This window comes from Mycolicibacterium novocastrense (assembly GCF_001499835.1).
In the GTDB taxonomy this organism is placed as follows: domain Bacteria; phylum Actinomycetota; class Actinomycetes; order Mycobacteriales; family Mycobacteriaceae; genus Mycobacterium; species Mycobacterium novocastrense.
Window position 1 is genome coordinate 348,826 of the sequence record NZ_LQIH01000001.1, and the last position, 21,514, is coordinate 370,339.

Annotated in this window: 17 protein-coding genes; 5 read left to right on the forward strand and 12 right to left on the reverse strand. The window is 67.7% G+C overall.

All coding sequences use genetic code 11. The annotated features are described in order from the left end of the window. Window positions 1-7: 7 nt before the first annotated feature. The 5 genes from purH to sfnG form a co-directional block, all read right to left on the reverse strand. Window positions 8-1,573 (reverse strand): bifunctional phosphoribosylaminoimidazolecarboxamide formyltransferase/IMP cyclohydrolase, encoded by a 1,566-nt coding sequence (purH, locus tag AU072_RS01745; protein WP_064412123.1) that lies wholly within the window; start codon window positions 1,571-1,573, stop codon window positions 8-10. Then, a complete protein-coding gene (purN, locus tag AU072_RS01750) occupies window positions 1,570-2,199 on the reverse strand; it encodes a phosphoribosylglycinamide formyltransferase (protein WP_064412124.1) in 630 nt (209 codons plus the stop codon). The genes purH and purN overlap by 4 nt, the downstream gene beginning before the upstream one ends. Window positions 2,200-2,209: 10 nt before the next feature. Beyond that, the gene (locus tag AU072_RS01755; RefSeq protein ID WP_064412125.1) at window positions 2,210-3,667 is read right to left on the reverse strand and encodes a cell division protein PerM; all 1,458 of its coding nucleotides are present in this window, start codon (window positions 3,665-3,667) and stop codon (window positions 2,210-2,212) included. Between the two features lie 71 nt (window positions 3,668-3,738). Further along, window positions 3,739-4,626 (reverse strand): DUF5336 domain-containing protein, encoded by an 888-nt coding sequence (locus AU072_RS01760; RefSeq protein ID WP_064412126.1) that lies wholly within the window; start codon window positions 4,624-4,626, stop codon window positions 3,739-3,741. 52 nt (window positions 4,627-4,678) lie between these two features. Next, window positions 4,679-5,809: a dimethylsulfone monooxygenase SfnG gene (gene sfnG / locus AU072_RS01765; protein WP_064412127.1), complete on the reverse strand. Its 1,131-nt coding sequence runs from the start codon at window positions 5,807-5,809 to the stop codon at window positions 4,679-4,681. A gap of 105 nt (window positions 5,810-5,914) precedes the next feature. Between sfnG and AU072_RS01770 the strand changes: the two genes are divergently transcribed. After that, window positions 5,915-6,763 carry an LLM class F420-dependent oxidoreductase gene (locus AU072_RS01770; RefSeq protein ID WP_064412128.1) on the forward strand — a complete coding sequence of 283 codons (849 nt, stop codon included), beginning with the start codon at window positions 5,915-5,917 and terminating at the stop codon, window positions 6,761-6,763. Here the strand turns inward: AU072_RS01770 and modA are convergent, their stop codons facing one another. The 4 genes from modA to sucC form a co-directional block, all read right to left on the reverse strand. Further along, complete coding sequence (gene modA, locus AU072_RS01775; protein ID WP_235629900.1) at window positions 6,764-7,507, reverse strand: molybdate ABC transporter substrate-binding protein; 744 nt, start codon at window positions 7,505-7,507, stop codon at window positions 6,764-6,766. It abuts the gene before it with no gap. 18 nt (window positions 7,508-7,525) lie between these two features. Then, a complete protein-coding gene (locus AU072_RS01780; protein WP_064412129.1) occupies window positions 7,526-9,064 on the reverse strand; it encodes an acetyl-CoA acetyltransferase in 1,539 nt (512 codons plus the stop codon). Between the two features lie 221 nt (window positions 9,065-9,285). Next, window positions 9,286-10,188 carry a succinate--CoA ligase subunit alpha gene (gene sucD, locus AU072_RS01785; protein ID WP_064412130.1) on the reverse strand — a complete coding sequence of 301 codons (903 nt, stop codon included), beginning with the start codon at window positions 10,186-10,188 and terminating at the stop codon, window positions 9,286-9,288. A 12-nt stretch (window positions 10,189-10,200) separates the two neighbouring features. Continuing rightward, entirely contained in the window at window positions 10,201-11,364 is a 1,164-nt protein-coding gene (sucC, locus tag AU072_RS01790) for an ADP-forming succinate--CoA ligase subunit beta (RefSeq protein ID WP_064412131.1), read from the reverse strand. Between the two features lie 281 nt (window positions 11,365-11,645). Here sucC and AU072_RS01795 point away from each other — a divergent pair, with 281 nt between their 5' ends. Further along, entirely contained in the window at window positions 11,646-12,698 is a 1,053-nt protein-coding gene (locus AU072_RS01795) for a M23 family metallopeptidase (protein ID WP_064412132.1), read from the forward strand. A 9-nt stretch (window positions 12,699-12,707) separates the two neighbouring features. Next, the gene (locus tag AU072_RS01800) at window positions 12,708-13,352 is read left to right on the forward strand and encodes a hypothetical protein (protein ID WP_235629901.1); all 645 of its coding nucleotides are present in this window, start codon (window positions 12,708-12,710) and stop codon (window positions 13,350-13,352) included. Here the strand turns inward: AU072_RS01800 and pcrA are convergent. Next, complete coding sequence (gene pcrA, locus AU072_RS01805) at window positions 13,349-15,676, reverse strand: DNA helicase PcrA (protein ID WP_064412330.1); 2,328 nt, start codon at window positions 15,674-15,676, stop codon at window positions 13,349-13,351. The genes AU072_RS01800 and pcrA overlap by 4 nt on opposite strands. A gap of 293 nt (window positions 15,677-15,969) precedes the next feature. Here pcrA and AU072_RS01810 point away from each other — a divergent pair, with 293 nt between their 5' ends. Further along, entirely contained in the window at window positions 15,970-16,236 is a 267-nt protein-coding gene (locus AU072_RS01810) for a chorismate mutase (protein ID WP_064350728.1), read from the forward strand. A 53-nt stretch (window positions 16,237-16,289) separates the two neighbouring features. Here the strand turns inward: AU072_RS01810 and AU072_RS01815 are convergent, their stop codons facing one another. Both AU072_RS01815 and AU072_RS01820 read right to left on the reverse strand, forming a co-directional pair. After that, window positions 16,290-18,290, reverse strand: coding sequence for an SGNH/GDSL hydrolase family protein (locus AU072_RS01815; protein ID WP_407937575.1), 2,001 nt, complete (start codon window positions 18,288-18,290; stop codon window positions 16,290-16,292). A 58-nt stretch (window positions 18,291-18,348) separates the two neighbouring features. Then, window positions 18,349-19,797 carry an NAD-dependent succinate-semialdehyde dehydrogenase gene (locus AU072_RS01820; RefSeq protein ID WP_064412133.1) on the reverse strand — a complete coding sequence of 483 codons (1,449 nt, stop codon included), beginning with the start codon at window positions 19,795-19,797 and terminating at the stop codon, window positions 18,349-18,351. Window positions 19,798-19,845: 48 nt separating this feature from the next. Between AU072_RS01820 and pgi the strand changes: the two genes are divergently transcribed. After that, window positions 19,846-21,513 carry a glucose-6-phosphate isomerase gene (gene pgi / locus AU072_RS01825; RefSeq protein ID WP_064412332.1) on the forward strand — a complete coding sequence of 556 codons (1,668 nt, stop codon included), beginning with the start codon at window positions 19,846-19,848 and terminating at the stop codon, window positions 21,511-21,513. Window position 21,514: the final 1 nt, after the last annotated feature.

Genomic DNA, 21,514 nt, shown 5'->3' on the forward strand with positions numbered 1-21,514 from the left:
CCAGACATCAGTGCGCGAAGTGACGCGCCCCACTGAGGTAGAGCGAGATACCCGCTCTGGCAGCGGCTTCGGTGACCTGCTCGTCGCGAACGGAGCCGCCCGGGTGGATGATCGCCTTCACGCCGCCCTCGGTCAGCACCTCCAGCCCGTCGGGGAACGGGAAGAACGCGTCGGAGGCGGCGACCGCGCCGCGCACCCGGTCGCCGGCGCGCTGCACCGCGAGCCGAGCCGCGTCGACGCGGTTCACCTGGCCCATACCGACGCCGACGGTGGCGCCGTCCGCGGCGACGACGATCGCGTTCGACTTGACCGCCCGGCACACCCGCCACGCGAACTTCAGGTCCGCCAGTGTCGCCGGATCGGCGGGCTCGCCGGTGGCCAGCGTCCAGTTGAGCGGGTCGTCGCCGTCAGCGGTGAACTCGTCGCGCTGCTGTACCAGCAGGCCACCGCTGACCTGGCGGAACTCGGTGCCCCCCGGCTGCGGTTCGGACGCCACCAGCACCCGGATGTTCTTCTTCCGGGTGAGCACCTCCACCGCGCCGGCTTCATAGGCGGGCGCGATGATCACCTCGGTGAAGATGTCGGCGACGGTTTCGGCCATCTCGACCGACACCGCGGTGTTGGCCGCGATCACGCCGCCGAACGCTGAGAGCGGATCGCATTCGTGGGCCTTGCGGTGCGCATCGGCCACCGACCGCGACGAGATCGCGATACCGCACGGGTTGGCGTGCTTGATGATCGCCACACAGATCTCGGGGTGGTCGAAAGCGGCCCGCCAGGCGGCGTCGGCGTCTGTGTAGTTGTTGTAGGACATCTCCTTGCCGTGCAACTGCTCGGCCTGCGCCAGGCCCGGCCACCCGGCGTCGTCACGGTAGAGCGCGGCCTGCTGGTGGGGGTTCTCGCCGTAACGCAAGACGGCGCTGCGCCGCCAGGTGCCACCCACCCACGCGGGCAGCTTCTGAGCCGGCTCCTCCGGCGCGAGAACGGCGCCCATCCAGGAGGCAACGGCGACGTCGTATTCGGCGGTGTGCCGAAATGCCAGAGACGCCAGGATCTTTCGTTCGGCCAGGGTGAACCCGCCGGACCGCACCGCGGCGAGCACGCCGTCGTAGCCCAGCGGGTCGACGGCCACCGCGACGCTGGGGTGGTTCTTCGCGGCGGCCCGAACCATCGACGGACCGCCGATGTCGATCTGCTCGACGCATTCGTCGATGCTCGCGCCGGAGGCGACGGTCTCGGCGAAGGGGTACAGGTTGACCACGACGAGTTCGAAGGCCTCGACGCCGAGATCGGCCAGCGCCGAGACATGTTCGGGCTTGCGCTGATCGGCGAGCAGTCCGGCGTGCACGCGCGGGTGCAAGGTCTTGACTCGACCGTCGAGAACCTCGGGGAAGCCGGTGACCTCCTCCACGGGTGTCACCGGAACACCGGCGGCGGCAATGGTTTTCGCGGTCGATCCGGTGGACACGATGCTGACCCCGGCCTCGTGCAGACCGCGCGCCAGCTCGGCGAGGCCGGTCTTGTCGTAGACGCTGATCAACGCCCGCCGAATCGGCCGCTTGCCTTCGGTCATCCCAATGTCGCCTTTCGTCCCGTCCAGGTCACACCGCGGACAGCCACCGCGGCCAGTACTTCGGCCAGAAGCCGTCGTTCGACGACTTTGATCCGCTCGTGCAGTGTCGCCTCGTCGTCGTCATCGAGGATGGGCACCGCCTCCTGGGCCAACACCGGCCCCGTGTCGGTTCCCGCGTCGACCAGATGCACGCTGCACCCGGTCACCTTGACGCCGTACGCAAGCGCATCGGCGACCGCATGTGCGCCCGGAAAGGCGGGCAGCAGCGCCGGATGTGTGTTGATGATGTGGCCCATGAACCGCGAGAGGAAGTGCGGCCCAAGGATTTTCATGAAACCAGCCGAGACGATCAGGTCGGGCTCGTGCGCAGCGGTGGCTTCGGTGATCGCGGCGTCCCACGCAGCCCGGTCCGGGTAGTCGCGCAGGCGCACGGTGAAGGTCGGAACCGATGCGGCCGCGGCGATGTCGACGGCGGCGCAGTCGCGGTCCACACCGACGGCGACGATCGATGCGGGATAGTCGCCCGCGGTGGCGTCCAGCAGCGACTGCAGCAGCGACCCGGTCCCCGAAGCCAGCACCACGACCCGTGCAGGAACCTTCGGCGGTACGCGGAGGGGTTGCTGCACGCCTGGCAGCCTAATGGGTGCCGGGCGGGCCGTCGTCGTCCGCCATGAAGTGCTCTTCAGGGTCCTCGACGACGTCGTTCGCGGCGTCGTTCGCGGCGTCGTTCGGCAGGTCGGCGGGGGCCTCGACCTGGTCGGCTTCGGTGCCCGCGGTATCCGTGGTTTCGGCTTCGAGGGGTTCGTCGCCGACGACCTCGGTGGCGAGTTCCGGTTCGACATCGTCGGATTCCGGTTCGGGTTCGGGTTCGGGTGCCGCATCTGCCTCCGCCTCGGCCTCCGCGTCAGGGTCGACGTCGGAGTCGGGGTCGACGACCGCCTTGGGCGCGCGCGGCCTTCGGGCGATACCGCCGGCCATCACCACCGTCAACGCTCCGATCCCGGCGAACCAGAGGAACACCGCGGGCCCGAACGTCGTCTGGTCGACGCCGACGTCGCCGAAGTTGCCCAGCCGCCCACCGCCGGCGTAGCCGAGTAGCGCCATGGTGAGCGCCGCCAGAGCCGACGCGACGACCAGCTTGCCCAACGCCGGGCCCAGCGGAAGCGGACGTCGTGCGCACTGCTGCCCGACCGCCACCGCCGATGCCGCCGCGACGATGAGCAACGCCACCCAGACCGGGCCCAGCGGCGGCGAGGGCACCGCCGCCAGCACCGGAAGCGCCGGAATGTCGCCGCCGAACACCGTGAAGGAACTGAACGTGGCGAGCCCGACGTGTGCGCTGGAGCCGACGGCCACCGCGGCCGTTCCGACCAGTACGTTCGGGATGTACAACACCGACAGCACGGTCAGGCTGAACTGTCCGAACATGGAGTCGGTGATCGAGTAGAGCTCGTCCATCGTCGACCAGTGCACGATCAGCGAACCCGCCATCACCACACCCGACAGGCCGACGAGCGCGAGCACACCCGCGACCGCGGCGCGGAAAGCGTCCGGCAGCCAGGCGGGCAGCGAGAACCGAAGCGAGGTCGGAGCCATCAGCCGCGTGCCGACCCGGGACCCGACGCCCACCACGGCGCCGATCGCGTGCACGGCCAGCACGCCGCCGAAGGCCCGCAACGCGTGCGGGGTCTGCAGTTCGGTGAGCACCGAAGCGGCGTCGTGCACGACGGCCAGCGCGATCGCCGCGATCAGCAGCGGACCGCCCAACGCCGAGGCCACCACCCAGCGCGTCACGAACCACGAGGCGTTCGGGCCGGTCGCCGCGGCGGTCGTGCGGGCCGTGCCCCATACCATCGCCAGAGCGGGCATCAGCGGCATCACCCCGAGCTCGGCGCCGCCGATGGACACGGGCACCAGGTGTACGCCGAGCCACATGCTCGCGGTGGCCCCGAGCGCGCCGGTCATGTCGCTGTTGGCGATCAGCAGTTGCAGCAACACGATCGCCGCGATGACGACAAGCGCCACCAACGACGGCCCGAACGCGACCCGAAGCAGCTCACGCGCCTGGCGTGCGCCGACTGGCCGTTGATCCACTGGTTGAGCCGCTCCTGTGTCAGGCTGCCGTGCGGCGGTGACGCACGCGCGGCTCAGACTACTGGCTCACCTCAGGAAGGCGGCGGACCCGACTGCGAGGAAGACGACGGTTGTTGGGAAGCCTGAGCCGTCGCCTCCGACGCCTGCGAAGACGACGACGGCGGTTGACCGTAGGCGGGGAACCCGGTCGGCGGTGTCGGCGGACCCTGTTGACCCTGCTGACCCTGCTGCCCTTGGGGGTGGCCCTGCTGCGGGGCTCCGGGGTAGCCGCCGGTCGACGGGCCGCCCGGATAGCCACCCGGGTATGTCGACGGATATCCCGGCCGCTGCTGCGGTCCGCCGTGCTGCGGCTGGCCCTGCTGTCCGTAGTACGGGCTCGGTGCGCCGTACTGCTGATGCCCATAGGACTGGTCGTACTTCGGACGCGGCGCGGGCGGAGTGATGATGCCCGACTCGAACAACAGCGCGGCCACCGCGGTGATCGCCTGGAACAGCGAGAACGCGATGATCAGGTACAAGCCCCAATCGATCGCGGCACCGCTGGGCCGGTTGATCACTTCGGCGATGACGAGGAGGAACGCCGCGACCGCCAGCACCGCGTACACCGAGGTGTGGACGCCCTGCCGGGGCAGGAGCGCCGTTCCGGCGAGCAGTCCCGCGACGAGTGACGCCGCGACGGCGAGCACCAGACCGAACGAGCTTCCGCTGATGCTGCCCAGCCCCGGGAAATCCGACGCGGAGATGGTGAACAACGGCGCAAAGCTCGCGAGGTACACCGCCAGCCCCAGCAGCGCCACGGCGACAGCCAGGTACATCGGAAGCTTGCTCGCGACGTCGGACGCCGTCGATGAGCTCTCCGGCGCCCTGCCGAACTGTTGCGTCGGCGCCGAGAACTGGGTGGTCGGCTGGTGTGCTTGCGGGTATCCCGGGCTACCGGGTGGTCCTTGGGGGTACGACATGGCCTCTCCTGTGCTCGGGCGGGCTTTGAAAACCACGCTAGCGCACAGCGGCTCACGCAGAGACCAGCACCGGTTCGCCCACAGTGTCCTGTTCGGACCGTTCGATCTCGCGGACCAGCGGCAACACCTTCGCGCCGAAGTATTCGATTTCCTCCTGGAAGTGTAAAAAGCCTCCGAGGATCAGATCGACTCCGCGTTTGCGGTACGCCGCAATGCGTTCGGCGATCTGCTCGGGTGTGCCGATCAGCTGCGTGCGGAAGCCGTCGTTGTACTGCACCAAGTCCTCGAACGTCGAATCCGCCCACATGCCGCGCTTGTCCGCGGTCGAGTTGCCGGCCTGTTGGACCGCGGCGCGAAATCCCTCCACGGCGGGTTTGTTGGCCTTGGCGATGATCTCCCGCAGCGTCTCCTTCGCTTCTTTCTCGGTGTCGCGGGCGATGATGAAACCGTTGAGCCCGAACCGCACCTCGCGGCCGACCGTGCGGGCGTGCTCGCGGACGTCGACGATCTGCTCGGTCACCCCGTCGTAGTCCTTGCCGTTGGAGAAGTACCAGTCCGCAAAGAGGCCGCCGTTGCGCCTTGCGGCCGTGGAGTTACCGCCTTGGAACAGTTCCGGATTGGGCCGCTCGGTGGTGTTGAGCGGTTTGGGTTTGAGCGTGAAGTCGTGGATGCGGTAGAAGTCGCCGCGGAAATCAACGTCGTCCTCGGTCCAGATCTTGCGCAGCACCTGCAGGAACTCCGCGCTGCGCCGGTAGCGTTCGTCGTGCTCGAGCCACGGCTCACCGAGGTGGGTGAACTCGTCTTTGAACCAGCCCGACACCACGTTGACCGCGAACCGGCCGTTGGACAGCTGGTCGGCCGTCGCGCCGAGCTTGGCCAGCACCGCGGGCTGCCACAGCCCGGGATGCACCGCGGCGATCACCTTCAGTTTCTGGGTGGCCAGCAGCAGCGCCAGGCTGAAGCTGGTGGATTCGTGCTGATACTCGGCCCCGTAGCTGGCCTCGTAGCGCACCTGGCTCAACGCGTACTCGAACCCGTTGTTCTCGGCGGTCCTGGCGAGCTTGGCGTTGTACTCGTAGTTCCAGTCGGTGCGCTGCTCGATGTCGCTGGTCACCAATCCGCCACTGACGTTGGGCACCCAGTAGGCGAACTTCACGTGATCGGCGATGCGTTCGGTCGTCATGGTCTGACATGACAACAGCGACCTGCTTGCACGTCGCCGGTATCGCTCGCGGTGATGCAAACCCCGTGCTTGCCCCCCAGACTGAAACACGTTCTAATTCTCGGCATGGATTACGGGCTCGTACTGTTCACCAGCGATCGCGGGATCACCCCGGCGGCGGCGGCCAAGCTCGCCGATGACCACGGTTTCACCACGTTCTACGTGCCCGAACACACCCACATCCCGATCAAGCGCCAGGCCGCGCATCCGACGACGGGCGACGAGTCGCTGCCGGACGACCGCTACATGCGGACGCTCGATCCCTGGGTCAGCCTCGGCACCGCGGCCGCGGTGACGTCGCGGGTCCGGTTGTCCACGGCCGTCGCGCTGCCGGTCGAGCACGACCCGATCTCGCTGGCGAAGTCGATCGCCACGCTCGACCACCTCTCCGGTGGGCGAGTCAGCCTCGGGGTCGGGTTCGGCTGGAACACCGACGAGCTCGCCGACCACAATGTGCCGCCCGGTCGGCGGCGCACGATGCTGCGCGAATACCTCGAGGCGATGCGGGCGTTGTGGACGCAGGAGGAAGCCTCGTACGAGGGCGAGTTCGTCAACTTCGGACCCAGCTGGGCGTGGCCCAAACCGATCCAACCGCACATCCCCGTCCTCGTCGGGGCGGCAGGAACCGAGAAGAACTTCAAGTGGATCGCCCGGTCCGCCGACGGCTGGATCACCACACCGCGCGACTTCGACATCGACGAACCGGTCAAGCTGCTGCAGGACACGTGGGCGGCCGCCGGGCGCGACGGAGCACCGCAGATCGTCGCGCTCGACTTCAAACCCGACCCCGAAAAGCTTGCCCGTTGGGCCGATCTGGGTGTCACCGAAGTGCTTTTCGGCCTTCCCGACAAGTCGCCCGACGATGTCGCCGCGTACGTCGAACGGCTGGCAGGCAAGCTGGCCGCCCTGGTCTGATCAGGGTTTACCGAAGCCGGCCGCGCCGAGTGCTCGCTGTCCCGCGTCGCCGGTCACCGCGTCGACGAAGGCTCGCGCGAGTTCCCGCCGTGTCGAATCGGACAGCGTCGCAATCGGATAGACGTTGACCACGTCGGCGGCTTCGGGAACCGGCACAGCGGTGACGCGCGTCCCGGCGTCACGGGCGTTGGTGACATAAACGATTCCGGCGTCGGCCTGACCGCTGGTCACCTTGTTCAGCACGTCGGTGACCGACGACTCCTCGCTGACCGGGTTGAGATCGACACCAGCGGCCTGCTCCACTTTCCGTGATGCCGCCCCGCACGGGACCGCAGGGGCGCACACCACGGCGGTGATCCCAGGTCGGGTGAGATCACGTATTGCCTTGATCTTCTTGGGATTTCCCGGCGATACCACGATGACCATGGTGTTGGACGCGAAGTTCACCGGGTCACCGGCGAGCAGTCCGGCGTCTGCGACCTTGTCCATGTTCACGGTGTCGGCGGAGGCGAACACGTCAGCCCGCGCCCCCTGCGTCAACTGCGTGGCGAGGTCGGAGGAGCCGGCGAAGGAGAACTCCACCCGAGTGCCGGGGTGGTCCTTCTCGAACTGCGTGCCGATCTCGGTGAATGCTCTGTTCAGCGACGCCGCGGCGAACACCATGAGCGAATCGCGCTGCGGCCCTTGTCCGCATCCGGTGGCCAGGGTCAGCAGCAGTGCGGCCAGGAGCGAGAGAGGCCTCACGGCTGCTCCTCCCTGTGGTCAGGCCAGGCTGGCGCGGTTGATCTTCTCCGTCGGACGCACCGTGATCGCCGCGCCGAGCGGATCGCCGTCCGACATCAACGCGACGAGATCCTCATCCTCGGAGATGGCCAGGAACCGTGAGTCATCCGAATCGAGTCTGCCGACGATGATCCCGGTGCGGACCGGCCAGTCGTAGCGCACAGAGTAGGTCTCGATCGTCGCGCGCCCTTCCGGGCGCTCGGTCACCGGGACCGTCGGCAGCGCCGCGACGTCGGTGTCGAGGTGCTCGCTGTTGTTCGTCCGCCAGTCGGTAGGCAGCGTCGAATAGATGCCGACGGAGTATTTGCTCATCGTGCCGCCGTTGGCGCCCACGAAGCCGAAACATCCTGGCCGATCGCGCATTTGGGTGACGGTCTCGGCGATGGCGTGCAGCGAGTAGCTGTTACCCGGGCCACCGAAATACGGAAGGCCGCCGGTCACCGTCAGGCCCCGCGGGTCGTCGCCGTCGATGCCCAGCGCCTCGCAGGCGACGAACACCGGGAACGGGAAGCAGCTGTACAGGTCGAAGGTGGCGATGTCGTCGACGTCGATCTGCGCCACCCGCAGGGCTTCGTGTACGGCGTGCACGGTCGCGGGACTGGCCCCGAGGTCGACGCGGTCCAGCAGGTCCTGCTCGGTCATATCCGAATGCCCGTGCAGATACACCCATTTCTCCTCGGGCACACCGAGTCGGCGTGCGGCCGCCACCGACATCATGATCGCGGCGGCGCCCTGGTTGACCTGATCGCGCGCCACCAGCAGCCGGGGGTAGGGATCACAGATCATCCGATTGTCGTCGGTGACGGTGAGGATCTCCTGCACCGACCGTTCGACCGGTGACGATGAAAACGGGTTCTTCGCAGCGACTTTGGACAGTGGTGCGAAGAGCTCGGCCATCTGCCTGCGATATTCGGCAACGCCGAGTCCCAACCGGCTGCGGCGCGCGTTGTCCAGCAGTCCGTACTGCACTGCGGCGCCGGTCAATCCGTGCGATGCGGTGTACTCGGTGAAGTATCTGTGGATCTGGTGTCCGCGGTCCTCGAGCTGGCCCTCGACGTGTTCGGTGAAGTCGGGCTTGGCTTGTCCCTGTTCGGCGGCACGGCGCCAGTAGCGCGCCGTCGAACCCGGTTCCGAACCGATCACCATCGCCACGTCGAACTCACCCGCCGCGATGGCTTTGCCCGCTTCGGTGACGAGCTTCTGCGGCCCCTGCCCGCCGACCGGTTCGAGCACGACGCGTGCGGGATCGCCGCCGACGCGCCCCATCACCGAGCGCGGGTAGTTGTTCGACTTGCCCAGCGTCGCGGGCATCGGCCCGGAGATCTCGAACTGGCGCAGCGCGTACACGGTCTCGATGGCCTTGGCGGCCGCCGTGGCGTCGAGCCCGGTGTCGGCAAGCGCGGCGCGCACCGCCTCGGTCGCGAGGTCGACCGCCGACATGCCCCGATAGCCGGGATCGTCGATGCGCTCGGTGAACTGCCCGACGCCGACGATGACCGGGGTCCGGGAATCGACCATTACAGACCTCCTGACGACTGTTAATTCGTCAGGCTAATCGAGGACTAGAACGTGTTCCTAATCCTGCGGCCCACTTCACACCCCGCGTGGGCCCACCACAAGCCTCGCGTCGGCCGCCCACCACAAGCCGCGAGCGACCGCTTTTGTACGGCGAACAGCGGCGTGTCGACGTGCAGACGCGGTCGCTCGCGCAACGAAGGAGAGGCCCCCGAGGGGCTTCCCTAGAGGCTCTGCAGGATCTCCCGGGCCAGGTTCGCGGTCTCCGACGGGGTCTTGCCGACCTTCACGCCCGCGGCCTCCAGCGCCTCCTTCTTCGCGGCGGCGGTGCCCGAGGAACCCGACACGATGGCGCCGGCGTGGCCCATCGTCTTGCCCTCCGGCGCGGTGAACCCCGCGACGTAGCCGACGACGGGCTTGCTGACGTTGGCCTTGATGTAATCGGCCGCGCGCTCCTCGGCGTCGCCGCCGATCTCACCGATCATCACGATGACCTTGGTGTCGGGGTCCTTCTCGAACGCCTCGATCGCATCGATGTGCGTGGTGCCGATGACGGGGTCGCCGCCGATGCCGATCGCGGTCGAGAACCCGAAATCGCGCAGTTCGAACATCATCTGATACGTCAGCGTCCCGGACTTGGACACCAAGCCGACCGGACCCGGACCGGTGATGTTCGCCGGCGTGATTCCGGCCAACGCCTCACCGGGCGTGATGATGCCCGGGCAGTTGGGCCCGATGATGCGGGTCTTCTGCCCCTTCTCGACGTTATAGGCCCACGCATAGGCGGTGTCCTGCACCGGGATTCCCTCGGTGATGACGACCAGCAGCGGGATCTCGGCGTCGATGGCCTCGATGATCGCGTCTTTGGCGAACTTCGGCGGCACGAACACCACCGACACGTCGGCGCCGGTTTCCTTCATCGCCTCGGCGACAGTGCCGAACACCGGCAGCTCGACATCGTTGTCGTCAGAGTCCTTGTGCGACACCGTCGTTCCGGCCCTGCGTGAGTTGACGCCGCCGACCAGCTGCGTGCCCGCCTTGAGCATCAGCGCGGTGTGCTTGGTGCCCTCGCCGCCCGTGATGCCCTGGACGATGACCTTGGAGTTCTTGTTCAGAAAGATCGACATGGGTTGCGTCCCTTACTTGTTCGCCAGCTCGGCGGCTTTGTCGGCTCCGGCGTCCATGGTGTCGGCCTGGATCACCAGCGGGTGGTTGGCCTCGGCCAGGATGCGGCGGCCCTCTTCGACGTTGTTGCCGTCGAGACGCACCACGAGCGGCTTGTTGGCCTCGTCACCGAGGATCTTCAGCGCGTTGACGATGCCGTTGGCGACGGCGTCACACGAGGTGATGCCGCCGAACACGTTGACGAACACGCTCTTGACCTGCTCGTCATTGAGGATGACGTCCAGACCCGCGGCCATCACCTCCGCCGAGGCGCCGCCGCCGATGTCGAGGAAGTTGGCCGGCTTCACGCCGCCGTGCTTCTCGCCGGCGTAGGCGGTGACGTCCAGCGTCGACATCACCAGTCCCGCGCCATTGCCGATGATGCCCACCGAACCATCGAGCTTGACGTAGTTGAGGTCGTGCTCCTTGGCCTTGAGCTCCAGCGGATCAGTGGCGTCGCGGTCCTCGAACTCGGCGTGCTCGGGATGGCGGAAGTCGGCGTTGCCGTCGAGCGTGACCTTGCCGTCGAGCGCCAGGATCTGATCGTCGGGCGTGCGCACCAACGGGTTGACCTCGACCAGCGTGGCGTCCTCGGCGACGAAGACCTCCCAGAGCTTGGCGATCGTCACCGCCGCGGCGTCGAGCACCTCCTCGGGCAGGTGCCCCTTCTTGGCGATCTCGCGGGCGAACGCTTCGTCGACGCCCTTGGTCGCGTCGACGGGCACCCTGGCCAGCCGGTCCGGCTTGGTGGCGGCGACCTCTTCGATCTCCATACCGCCCTCGACCGAGCACATCGCCAGGTAGGTGCGGTTCGCGCGGTCGAGCAGGAACGAGATGTAGTACTCCTCGGCGATGTCGCTGGCCTCGGAGACCAGCAGCTTCTTGACGATGTGACCCTTGATGTCGAGGCCGAGGATGTTCTGGGCGTGGGTGAACGCGTCGTCGGCGGTGGCCGCGTACTTCACGCCACCCGCCTTACCGCGGCCGCCGGTTTTGACCTGCGCCTTGACCATCACCGGCTTGCCGATCTCCTCGGCGATCGTCTTGGCGTCCTCGGCGGTGTCGGTCACCCGACCGGGTGTGGTGGGCACGTTGTGCTTGGCGAAGAGCTCTTTCGCCTGGTATTCGAAGAGGTCCATTGGCTGTGGAACGTCCCTGTCTCTAGCGCGTCGATTGCGGAGTTGTTGGGCCGAAGGCTCGGAGGAACTTTATCCACACGCCCAGAACGCGTTGGCACCGCCCACCGGTCATGTGGTAGATCTCACCGCCCGGGTCCAGTGATACAAATCACAATCCTCCGCGGAATAGGCTCTCGGCTTGCAGCCGTCGTCGCGAGTTGGTTAACGTGCCTCTGGTCTCGATAACGCTTTGGTCACGACAGGCTTCTCGACAGGCATCCGAAACGTAAGGACACCCCAGGTTGGCTTCGCACCGTTCGTCCGGATCTCATCGCAGATCGTCGACGAACCGGCAAATCAGCCGCCGTGCAAGCGAATCGCCCGCCGAAGTCACCGACATCATTCCGTTCAACGAGTTCGGTGATCTCGATGACGTCGACTTCCGCGAGAACAGCGCTTTCGACCGCGAAGCCCAGGTCATCCACGCTCCCGAACTCGACGACCTGACCGACACCGACAACCTCGTCCCACTGCGTCTCGCCGTGCCCTCCGAGTTCCAGTCCGGACCCCGGCACGCGCGCCGTTCGCACGCCTACCGCGACAGCCACACCGACACCAGCGACGGCATGGACGCGACCGACGTCATCCGGATCGGCAGCCGCACGCCTGCGCACCGCAAGCAGGAAGTGCCCGTCAAGGGCCGCCTGATGGTCGCCGCGATGGCCGTCGGCGCCACCGCCGCGGGCGCGTACTCGATGGCCAATGCCGCGCACGAGAAGTCCTCGGAGACCGTCCTGGCCGTCGAGGGGTCCGCGATCGCCAACCCGCTCGGCGAGACGTCGGGCGGTATGCAGGTGGTCGCCGTGACGCCCGCCGCCAGTTCTGCGCTGCACACCGAGGAGATCCAGAAGGCGGCCGCGTTCGCCCAGGAGCGCGCCGAACGCGAAGCCCGGCTGCAGCGGCCGATGTTCGTGACGCCCACCACCGGCGTATGGACGTCGGGCTTCGGTTACCGCTGGGGCGCCCTGCACGGCGGCATCGACATCGCCAACTCGATCGGCACGCCGGTGCTCGCCGCCTCCGACGGCGTGGTCATCTCGGCCGGCCCGTACGCCGGTTACGGCAACATGGTCAAGCTCCGGCATTCCGACGGCACCGTGACGCTCTACGGTCACCTCAGCTCGTGGTCGGTGGAGGTCGGTCAGCGGGTCTGGGCCGGTGACCAGATCGCCAAGATGGGCAACACCGGTAACTCGACCGGGCCGCACCTGCACTTCGAGGTGCACCTGAACGGCACCGACCGCGTCGACCCCGTGGGTTGGCTGGCCAAACGCGGCCTGTCTTTCGGCAACTAGTCTGGCTGAGTGGCCGGCGACGACGACTCCGATCTGACACGTCAATCACCGTCGAGCGCGGAAACGGGCATCATCCGGCGCCACCCTTCCGGCGAGATCCCGACCGGCCAGGACCCCCAGACGAATATCATCCGCCGCCATCCGACCGGTGCGATCCCGGTCGCCGGCCCGCCCACGCAGATGGCGGACGGAGGCGCGACACAGATGTCGGACCGTCCCGCGCCCGAGACGAGTTATATCCCCCGGGCCAGGCCCGTGGCCGTGTCCCCGGCCGGATCGCCGCCGGCCAACCCGAAGACCGCGATCGCCACCGCGGTGACCAGCATCCTGACCGGTTGGGCCACCGCCGTCATCGCCACCGACCTGATCACCGGCTGGTGGCGCTCCGATCAACTGTTCTGCGTCGCGGTCGGCTTCCTGACCGCGATATCGGCGGCCGCTCTCATCGCCGGGCTGATCGGACTTCTGTTGCGCCGCTGGGTTAGCCGCCTCCTGGTCATGGTGGGGTCGATGGTGGCGCTGCTGATCTTCTCCAGCCTGTTTGTCGCCGGGGCCAAGCTGCCCGCCGTGGTGTACGCGATCCCGGTGCTGCCACTGGCCAGCATCGTGCTCGCCGCGCTGCCGGCCACCGGACGCTGGGAACGCTCCGGTTAGAGCTTGGTGATCGGCGCGTGGTTGTGCATGAGCTTGACCCGACCGGAGCTGCCGAAGTCGATCAGCGACATCGCCGACTCGCCCACGCCGCTCACCTCCTCCACGCGGCCCAATCCGTACTTGTCGTGCGTGACCCGGTCGCCGGGCTCGAGCACCAGCAGTGGGCGCTTGCCCGCACCCGACCGCGTCGGCGACGGTCTCGGGGTGCCGAACCGGCCCGCCCCGCTCACCGGTGCGCTGAACGACGGTGTCGGGTCGGTGCGCCGCCAATCGATCAGATGTTGCGGAATCTCCTTGAGGAAGCGGGATTCCGGGTTGAGCATCGGCTGGCCCCATGACGAGCGGACCTTGGCCCGGCTGAGGTAGAGCCGCTGCCGGGCACGGGTGATGCCGACGTAGGCCAGCCGGCGCTCCTCGGACAGCTCGGCGGGGTCGCCCAGCGCCCGCATGTGCGGGAACATGCCGTCCTCCCACCCGGTCACGAAGACGACCGGGAACTCGAGGCCCTTGGCGGTGTGCAACGTCATCATCGTGACGACACCGGCACCGTGCTCGGGAAGCTCGTCGGCGTCTGCCACCAGTGAGACCCGTTCCAGGAACTGAGCCAGCACTCCGGTCTCGGGGATGTCCTCGTCCAGCTGCTCATCGTCGAGCGCCTGCGCGTTGGCCAGGTCGGTGCTGAATTCGTGTGCGACGCTGACCAACTCGTTGAGGTTGTCCAGCCGCGCGAGATCCTGCGGATCGCTTGACGACTCGAGTTCGGCGCGGTACCCGGTGCGGTCCAGCACCGCCTCGACCAGTTCGCCGAGTTCATCGTCGAGGCGTCCGCGCAGATCGTCGAGTATCTCCACGAACGCCGAGATGCACTTCTCGGCACGGGTGTTGAGCATCGGCACCTTGCCCTCGGCGGCCGCCTGCAAAGCGTCGTTGAAGCTGCACCCGGTGTTCTCGGCGTACACCGCGACGCAGGCTTCGGCGCGGTCGCCGATGCCGCGGCGCGGAGTGTTCAGGATCCGGCGCATGCTCACCGAGTCGCCGGGGTTGTCCAGCACCCGCAGGTACGCGACGATGTCGCGGATCTCCCGACGTTCGTAGAACCGTACGCCGCCAACGACTTTGTAGGGGATGCCCGCGCGGATGAACACCTCTTCGAGCGCACGCGAGGAGTTGTTGGTGCGGTAGAACACCGCGACATCTGAGTAGCTGCCACCGCCGTCGACGAGCGCATCGATCTCCTGCGCGACGAATCGCGCCTCGTCGTGCTCGTTGTCGGCGACGTAGCCGACGATCAGCTCGCCCTCCCCCTCGTCGGTCCACAGGCGCTTCTCGCGTCGGCCGGCGTTGCGGGAGATCACCGCGTTCGCGGCGTTCAGTATGTTCTGCGTGGAACGGTAATTCTGTTCCAGCAGAATGGTTGTCGCATTCGGATAGTCGCGCTCGAAATCCTCGATGTTGCGGATCGTCGCGCCGCGGAACGCATAGATCGACTGGTCGGCATCGCCCACCACGCACAGTTCGGCCGGCGGCACCGCGGCTGGATCATCTTGCGAGTCCGCCGTCCCGACCAGTTCACGAACCAGCACGTACTGGGCGTGGTTGGTGTCCTGGTACTCGTCGACCAGGATGTGCCGGAACCGGCGCCGGTAGTACTGCGCGATCTGCGGGAAGGCCTGCAGCACGGCGACCGTCTCGCCGATCAGGTCGTCGAAGTCGAGCGCGTTGGCCGCGCGCAGGCGGCGCTGGTACTCGGCGTAGACCTCGGCGATGATGCCGGGCAGCTCCTCGCCGGCCTCCGAGGCCTCGGCGGCCGCCTGCTCCGGGCCGACCAGCTCGTTCTTGTGGTTGGAGATGGCGTTGGACAGCAGCCGCGGCGAGTACCGCTTGGTGTCGAGCCCCATGTCCTTGCCGATCATGAGCAGCAGGCGTCGCGAGTCGTCGGCGTCGTAGATCGAGAAGTTCGAGTTCAGGCCAGGCAGCAGCGAGGCCTGGTTACGCAGGATCCGCACGCAGGTGGAGTGGAACGTCGACACCCACATGCTCCGCGCGCGGGGGCCGACCAGGCCCACCACCCGCTCGCGCATCTCGGCGGCGGCCTTGTTGGTGAACGTGATGGCCAGCACCTGCCCGACGCCGACGTCACGGGCGGCGAGCAGATAGGCGATCCGGCGGGTGAGCACAGCGGTCTTACCGGAGCCGGCACCTGCGACGATGAGCAGCGGCGAGCCCTCGTGCAGGACGGCTTTACGCTGCTGCGGGTTGAGCCCTTCGAGCAGTTGGTCGGATTCGGTGGCCCCGTTCGGTGCGATCAGGTTCGGTGCGCTCATGTCGGTATCGAACTTACCGCCGTGCGGGGACACGCCCGCGGTCGAATCGCGCATCGGCTCCGCGGTCGAACCGCTGCACGGCTTTGCGCTGTCACAGCCTTTGGTGGCACACTTTGTCCCGTGCTCAGCAAACAGCGATACATCCACGGGTGCCGGTCCGCGGTGCCCGTGGTCTGCTGCTTCTGCGAGAGCTCCGCGGTCCGCTTCGGAAAGACCCGCGGCTCGTCTCCTGTGTGAGGCCAAGGACCGGACGAGGACGAGACCTCGAACCCACACCAGAGGCGGTGAAACCCATGACGACCGGAACCGAGACTGTGCCCGATATCGATGACCTGCGCCGGGAGATCGACCGGCTGGACGCCGAGATTCTGGCGGCCGTGAAGCGCCGCACCGAGGTGTCCAAGATGATCGGTCAGGCCAGGATGGCCTCCGGTGGCACCCGCCTGGTGCACAGCCGCGAGATGAAGGTCATCGAGCGCTACAGCGAACTCGGCCCCGACGGCAAAGACCTCGCGATGCTGTTGCTGCGGCTGGGCCGCGGTCGCCTCGGCCACCAGTGACTTCGGTGTCCAAACAGTCGCTGAGCGACTGCTAGAGCACCGAAACCGCCGCTTCAGCGCAGCGCGTCGGTCAGCCACGGCGTCAACCACTCGACCGCTTCGGGCGTGGGATGCACACCGTCGCTGCGGATGCGGATGCCGTCGATCCAGTTGGTGTACCCGCCGTTCGGGCCGAGCTTGCGGTTCAGGTCGAGCACGGTGACGTTCGAGCGGTACTTGACGGCGCTGCGCAGCAACGCGTTCCAGTCGTCGACCCGATCGGGATCGTCCTCGGGATACAGGCTGCCGTCGCGCTTCTCGGCGCGGCGGTTATAGGGCTCGGTCGTGACGACGACGCGCGCGCCGGTCGAGGACAGGATGTCGAGCGCGCGGTTGAGTTCGGCGCGCAGATAGGCGTCGTACGTCGGCTCGCCGATGTGGGTCCACACGCCTTCGTTCATCCGGTCGACGACTTCCCACCGGCCCACGATCAGCAGCACCACGTCGGGCCGGTCGTGTTTGACCCGCTCCGACCACCTGCTCGGCCACGAATCGCAGGCGGGCTTCTGGTTCAGCGTCTGACCGACATAGCGGTACGGCCCGCCGCGCGCGATGCCGCATCCGATCGTCGTGTAGTCGGTGAATCTGAGCCCCGGCGTCTCCGGCAGGTAGCGCATCAACGTCCATGCCACCGAGTCGCCGAACACCGCGACGGTCCTGGTGTTCGGATCGCGACTGGTGTGGCGCTGCACCTGGATCGGCACCTCCGGCGCGACCAGTGCCGCGGAGTCGATGCTCGGATCCTCCATCGGCGGCCCTGTCGGTACGCCGACGGGCAACACGGTCATCGTGATCACCGCGGCGGTCGCCGCCGTCGCACCGGCCAACGGCAGCATCGGCACGATCACCGGCCGCCAGCGCCGGATCGGCTGCTCGAGCAACCACCACGACAGCGCCGCGACCGCCAGCGTCGCCGCACACCGCAGTGCGAACAACGACCAGCCGGACCACCCGGTGCGTTCACCGTTGAGCGCCAGGAAGATCGGCCAGTGCCACAGGTAGACGCCGTAGGAGATCGCCCCAAGCCAGACCAGCGGCCGCCACGCCAGCACGCGCGCGACCGGCCCTTCCTGATCCATCGCCGCCGCACCGATCACGCAGGCGGCGGCGAGCGCGACGACGATCAGCAGGCCCTTGCGGAAGTCGCCGGCGCTGCCGGTCGCCGTGTGCACCGCGTACCCCAGGACGACGACACCGACGACAGACACCGCGCGGGCGACCCCCCGTAGCCATCGCGTCCTGATCACCGGCCCGGCCAGCGTCACCGTGGTCCAGTCCCGCACCAGCAGCGCCGCCGCCGCCGCGCCGACCAGCAGCGCCTGCGCGCGGGTGTCGGTGCCGAAGTAGATCCGGTTCAGCGTCCCGTCGTCGACGAAGACGATCGCCGCCGCCGCCCCCGCCACCGCCCCCGCGCCGGCAACGCCCAGGACCGCCCATCGCAGATGGGTCGGGTCGCGACGACAGAAGACGAACGCGACGGCGATCAGCAGCAGCGGCCACAGCAGGTAGTACTGCTCCTCGACCCCCAGCGACCAGGTGTGCTGCAGCGGCGAGGGTGGCGCCCCCTGGGAGAAGTAGTCGGTGCGCTGGGCGACGAACGCCCAGTTGGCCACCCAGAAGAACGAGGCGACGGCGTCGTCGCGCAGGTTCGCGACCGCCTCCGTCGAGAAGAACTCCCGCGCCGCCACCACCGCGAGCACCATCAGCAGCAGGGCGGGCAGGAGTCTGCGGGCGCGACGTATCCAGAAGTCGCGCAGCCGGATTCGCCCGGTGCGGGCGTGCTCGTCGAGCAGCAGCGAGGTGATCAGGAAGCCGCTGAGCACGAAGAACACGTCGACGCCGAGGAAGCCGCCGTCGACGCCGGGGATGCCGCCGTGGTCGGCGAGCACGAGTGCGACGGCGACGGCGCGGATGCCGTCGAGGGCGGGGATCTCGCCACGCCGACGCGCACGCGAGGAGGGATGTACTGACAGCGGGCGGCGATCAGCGGGCGCGACGGAGCGACGCGCGTTCACTTGCGAAATCTTGCCCGTGCGAGCGGACCTGCCGCGGCAGGCGCGGCGGCGTGTCGACCTACTTCGTCAGTGCGATGTATTTCACCTCGAGGTACTCCTCGATGCCCTCGAAGCCGCCCTCGCGCCCGAAGCCCGACTCCTTGATGCCGCCGAACGGCGCCGCCGGGTCGGAGACGACGCCACGGTTGATGCCGACGATGCCGGACTCAATGCCTTCGGCGACGCGCAGCGCGCGGTCCAGCGACTGCGTGTAGATGTAAGCCGCCAGCCCGTACTCGGTGTCATTGGCTGCGGCGACACCCTCCTCCTCGGTGTCGAATCCGGTGATCGGCGCGACGGGCCCGAACACCTCCTCCTTGAGGATGCGGGCGTCGGCGGGCACGTCGGCCAGCACCGTGGCCGGGTAGAAGTTGCCCGGACCGCCGGGCGCCACCCCGCCGACGGCCACCTTCGCACCGCGCGACACCGCGTCGGAAACCAGGTCCTCGACCGTGGCGACCTGTTTGGCGTTGATCAACGGTCCCAGCGTGGCCGATTCGTCGACTCCCTTGCCGAGGGTGAACTCGCTCATCCGCTTGACCAGCTTTTCGGTGAACTCCTCGCGCACCGAGTTCGCGACGTGGAAGCGGTTGGCCGCGGTGCATGCCTCCCCGCCGTTGCGCATCTTGGCCAGCACAGCGCCCTCGACGGCGGCGTCGACGTCGGCGTCGTCGAACACCACGAACGGGGCGTTGCCGCCCAGCTCCATCGACGTGCGCAGCAGCTTGTCGGCCGACTGTTTGACCAGCGCCTTGCCGACGCCGGTGGAACCGGTGAACGTCAACTTGCGCAGCCGGCCGTCGTCGATCAGCGCGGCGGTGACGTCGCCGGGGTTCTTCGTCGGCAGCACCGACAGCACACCCTTGGGCAGGCCGGCCTCGTCCATCAGCTTGGCCAGCAGCAGCATGGTCAGCGGCGTTTCCTGCGCGGGCTTGACGATCATCGTGCACCCGGCGGCGAACGCGGGCCCGATCTTGCGGGTGCCCATCGCCAGCGGGAAGTTCCACGGCGTGATCGCGTAGCACGGCCCGACCGGTTGTTTGGTGACCAGGACACGTCCGCTGCCCGCGGGGCTGGGCGTGTAGCGGCCCGCGATGCGCACCGCCTCCTCGGCGAACCAGCGGAAGAACTCGGCGCCGTAGGTGACCTCGCCCATGCTCTCGCGCAGCACCTTGCCCATCTCCAGGGTCATCAGCGTGGCGATGTCCTCGGCGCGTTCGGTGATCTTCTCGAACACCGCGCGCAGAATCTCGCCGCGTTCGCGCGGAGCGGTGGCCGCCCACTCGGCCTGCACAGCGCAGGCGGCGTCGAGCGCGGCAATCGCATCGTCGGCGGTGGCGTTGGCGACGGAGGTGATCACCGAGTCGTCGGATGGGTCGAGCACATCGAAGGTGGACGCGCCGTCGCGTTCCTCACCGCCGATCCACAGTCCGGTGGGCACTGACGACAACAGCTTCGCGGTATCCATAACTCTTCTGTACACCTTTGGTCTTTTCGTCGCACTAGGGTCATGTTCATGAATGCCGACCCCGACCAGATACCCGATATCACCTCGACTCCGGCGTGGCAGGCGTTGCAGCGGCATCACGACGAGATCGGCGCGAAACACCTGCGCGAGTTTTTCGCCGAGGATCCGGCCCGCGGCACCGAGTTGGCCACGACGGTCGGCGACCTCTACATCGACTACAGCAAGCACCGGGTCACCCGCGAAACGCTGGACCTGCTGGTGGATCTGGCCCGCGCCGCCCGCCTGGAACAGAAACGTGACGCCATGTTCTCCGGCGCGCACATCAACACCTCCGAGGACCGCGCCGTACTGCATACGGCCTTGCGATTGCCGCGCGATGCCGACCTGGTGGTCGACGGGCAGAATGTCGTCGCCGACGTGCACGAGGTGCTCGACAAGATGGGCGACTTCACCGACCGGTTGCGCGGCGGCGAGTGGACCGGCGCGACGGGCGAGGCCATCAAGACCGTCGTCAACATCGGCATCGGCGGGTCGGACCTCGGACCGGCGATGGCCACCCTGGCGTTGCGGCACTACGCCGACGCCGGCATCTCGGCGCGGTTCGTGTCCAACGTCGACCCGGCGGACCTGGTGGCCAAGCTCGATGGACTCGACCCTGCCACAACGCTTTTCATCGTCGCATCGAAGACGTTTTCGACGCTCGAGACGTTGACCAACGCGACGGCGGCGCGCCGGTGGCTGACCGACGCGCTCGGCGATGCCGCGGTGTCGCGGCACTTCGTGGCGGTCTCGACGAACAAGAAACTGGTCGACGATTTCGGCATCAACACCGAGAACATGTTCGGGTTCTGGGACTGGGTCGGCGGACGGTACTCGGTCGACAGCGCAATCGGTTTGAGCGTCATGGCTGTGATCGGCCGCGAGCGGTTCGCCGAGTTCCTGTCGGGCTTCCACATCGTCGACGAGCACTTCCGCACGGCTCCGCTGGAATCGAATGCGCCGGTGCTGCTGGGGCTGATCGGGCTCTGGTACAACGAGTTCTTCGGCGCGGAAACCCGTGCGGTGCTGCCCTATTCGAACGATCTGGCCCGCTTCGCCGCTTATCTGCAGCAGCTGACGATGGAGTCGAACGGCAAGTCGGTGCGCGCCGACGGTACGCCGGTCACCACGAGCACCGGTGAGATCTTCTGGGGCGAGCCGGGAACCAACGGCCAGCACGCGTTTTATCAACTGCTGCATCAGGGCACGCGTCTGGTGCCGGCCGACTTCATCGCGTTCTCCCAACCGACCGACGACCTGGCGACCGCAGATGGCAAGGGCAGCATGCACGACCTGTTGATGAGCAATTTCTTCGCGCAGACGCAGGTGCTCGCATTCGGCAAGACCGCCGAGGAGATCGCCGCAGAAGGCACACCGCCGAATGTGGTGCCGCACAAGGTGATGCCGGGCAACCGGCCCAGCACGTCGATCCTCGCGACCCGGCTGACCCCGTCGGCGCTCGGACAGTTGATCGCACTGTACGAACACCAGGTGTTCACCGAGGGAGTCATCTGGGGTATCGACTCGTTCGATCAGTGGGGTGTCGAACTCGGTAAGACCCAGGCCAAGGCGCTGCTTCCGGTCATCACCGCCGACGGCTCTCCCGCCGAACAGTCGGACTCCTCCACCGACGCGTTGGTGCGCAGATACCGCAGCGAGCGCGGCCGATCCGCCTGAC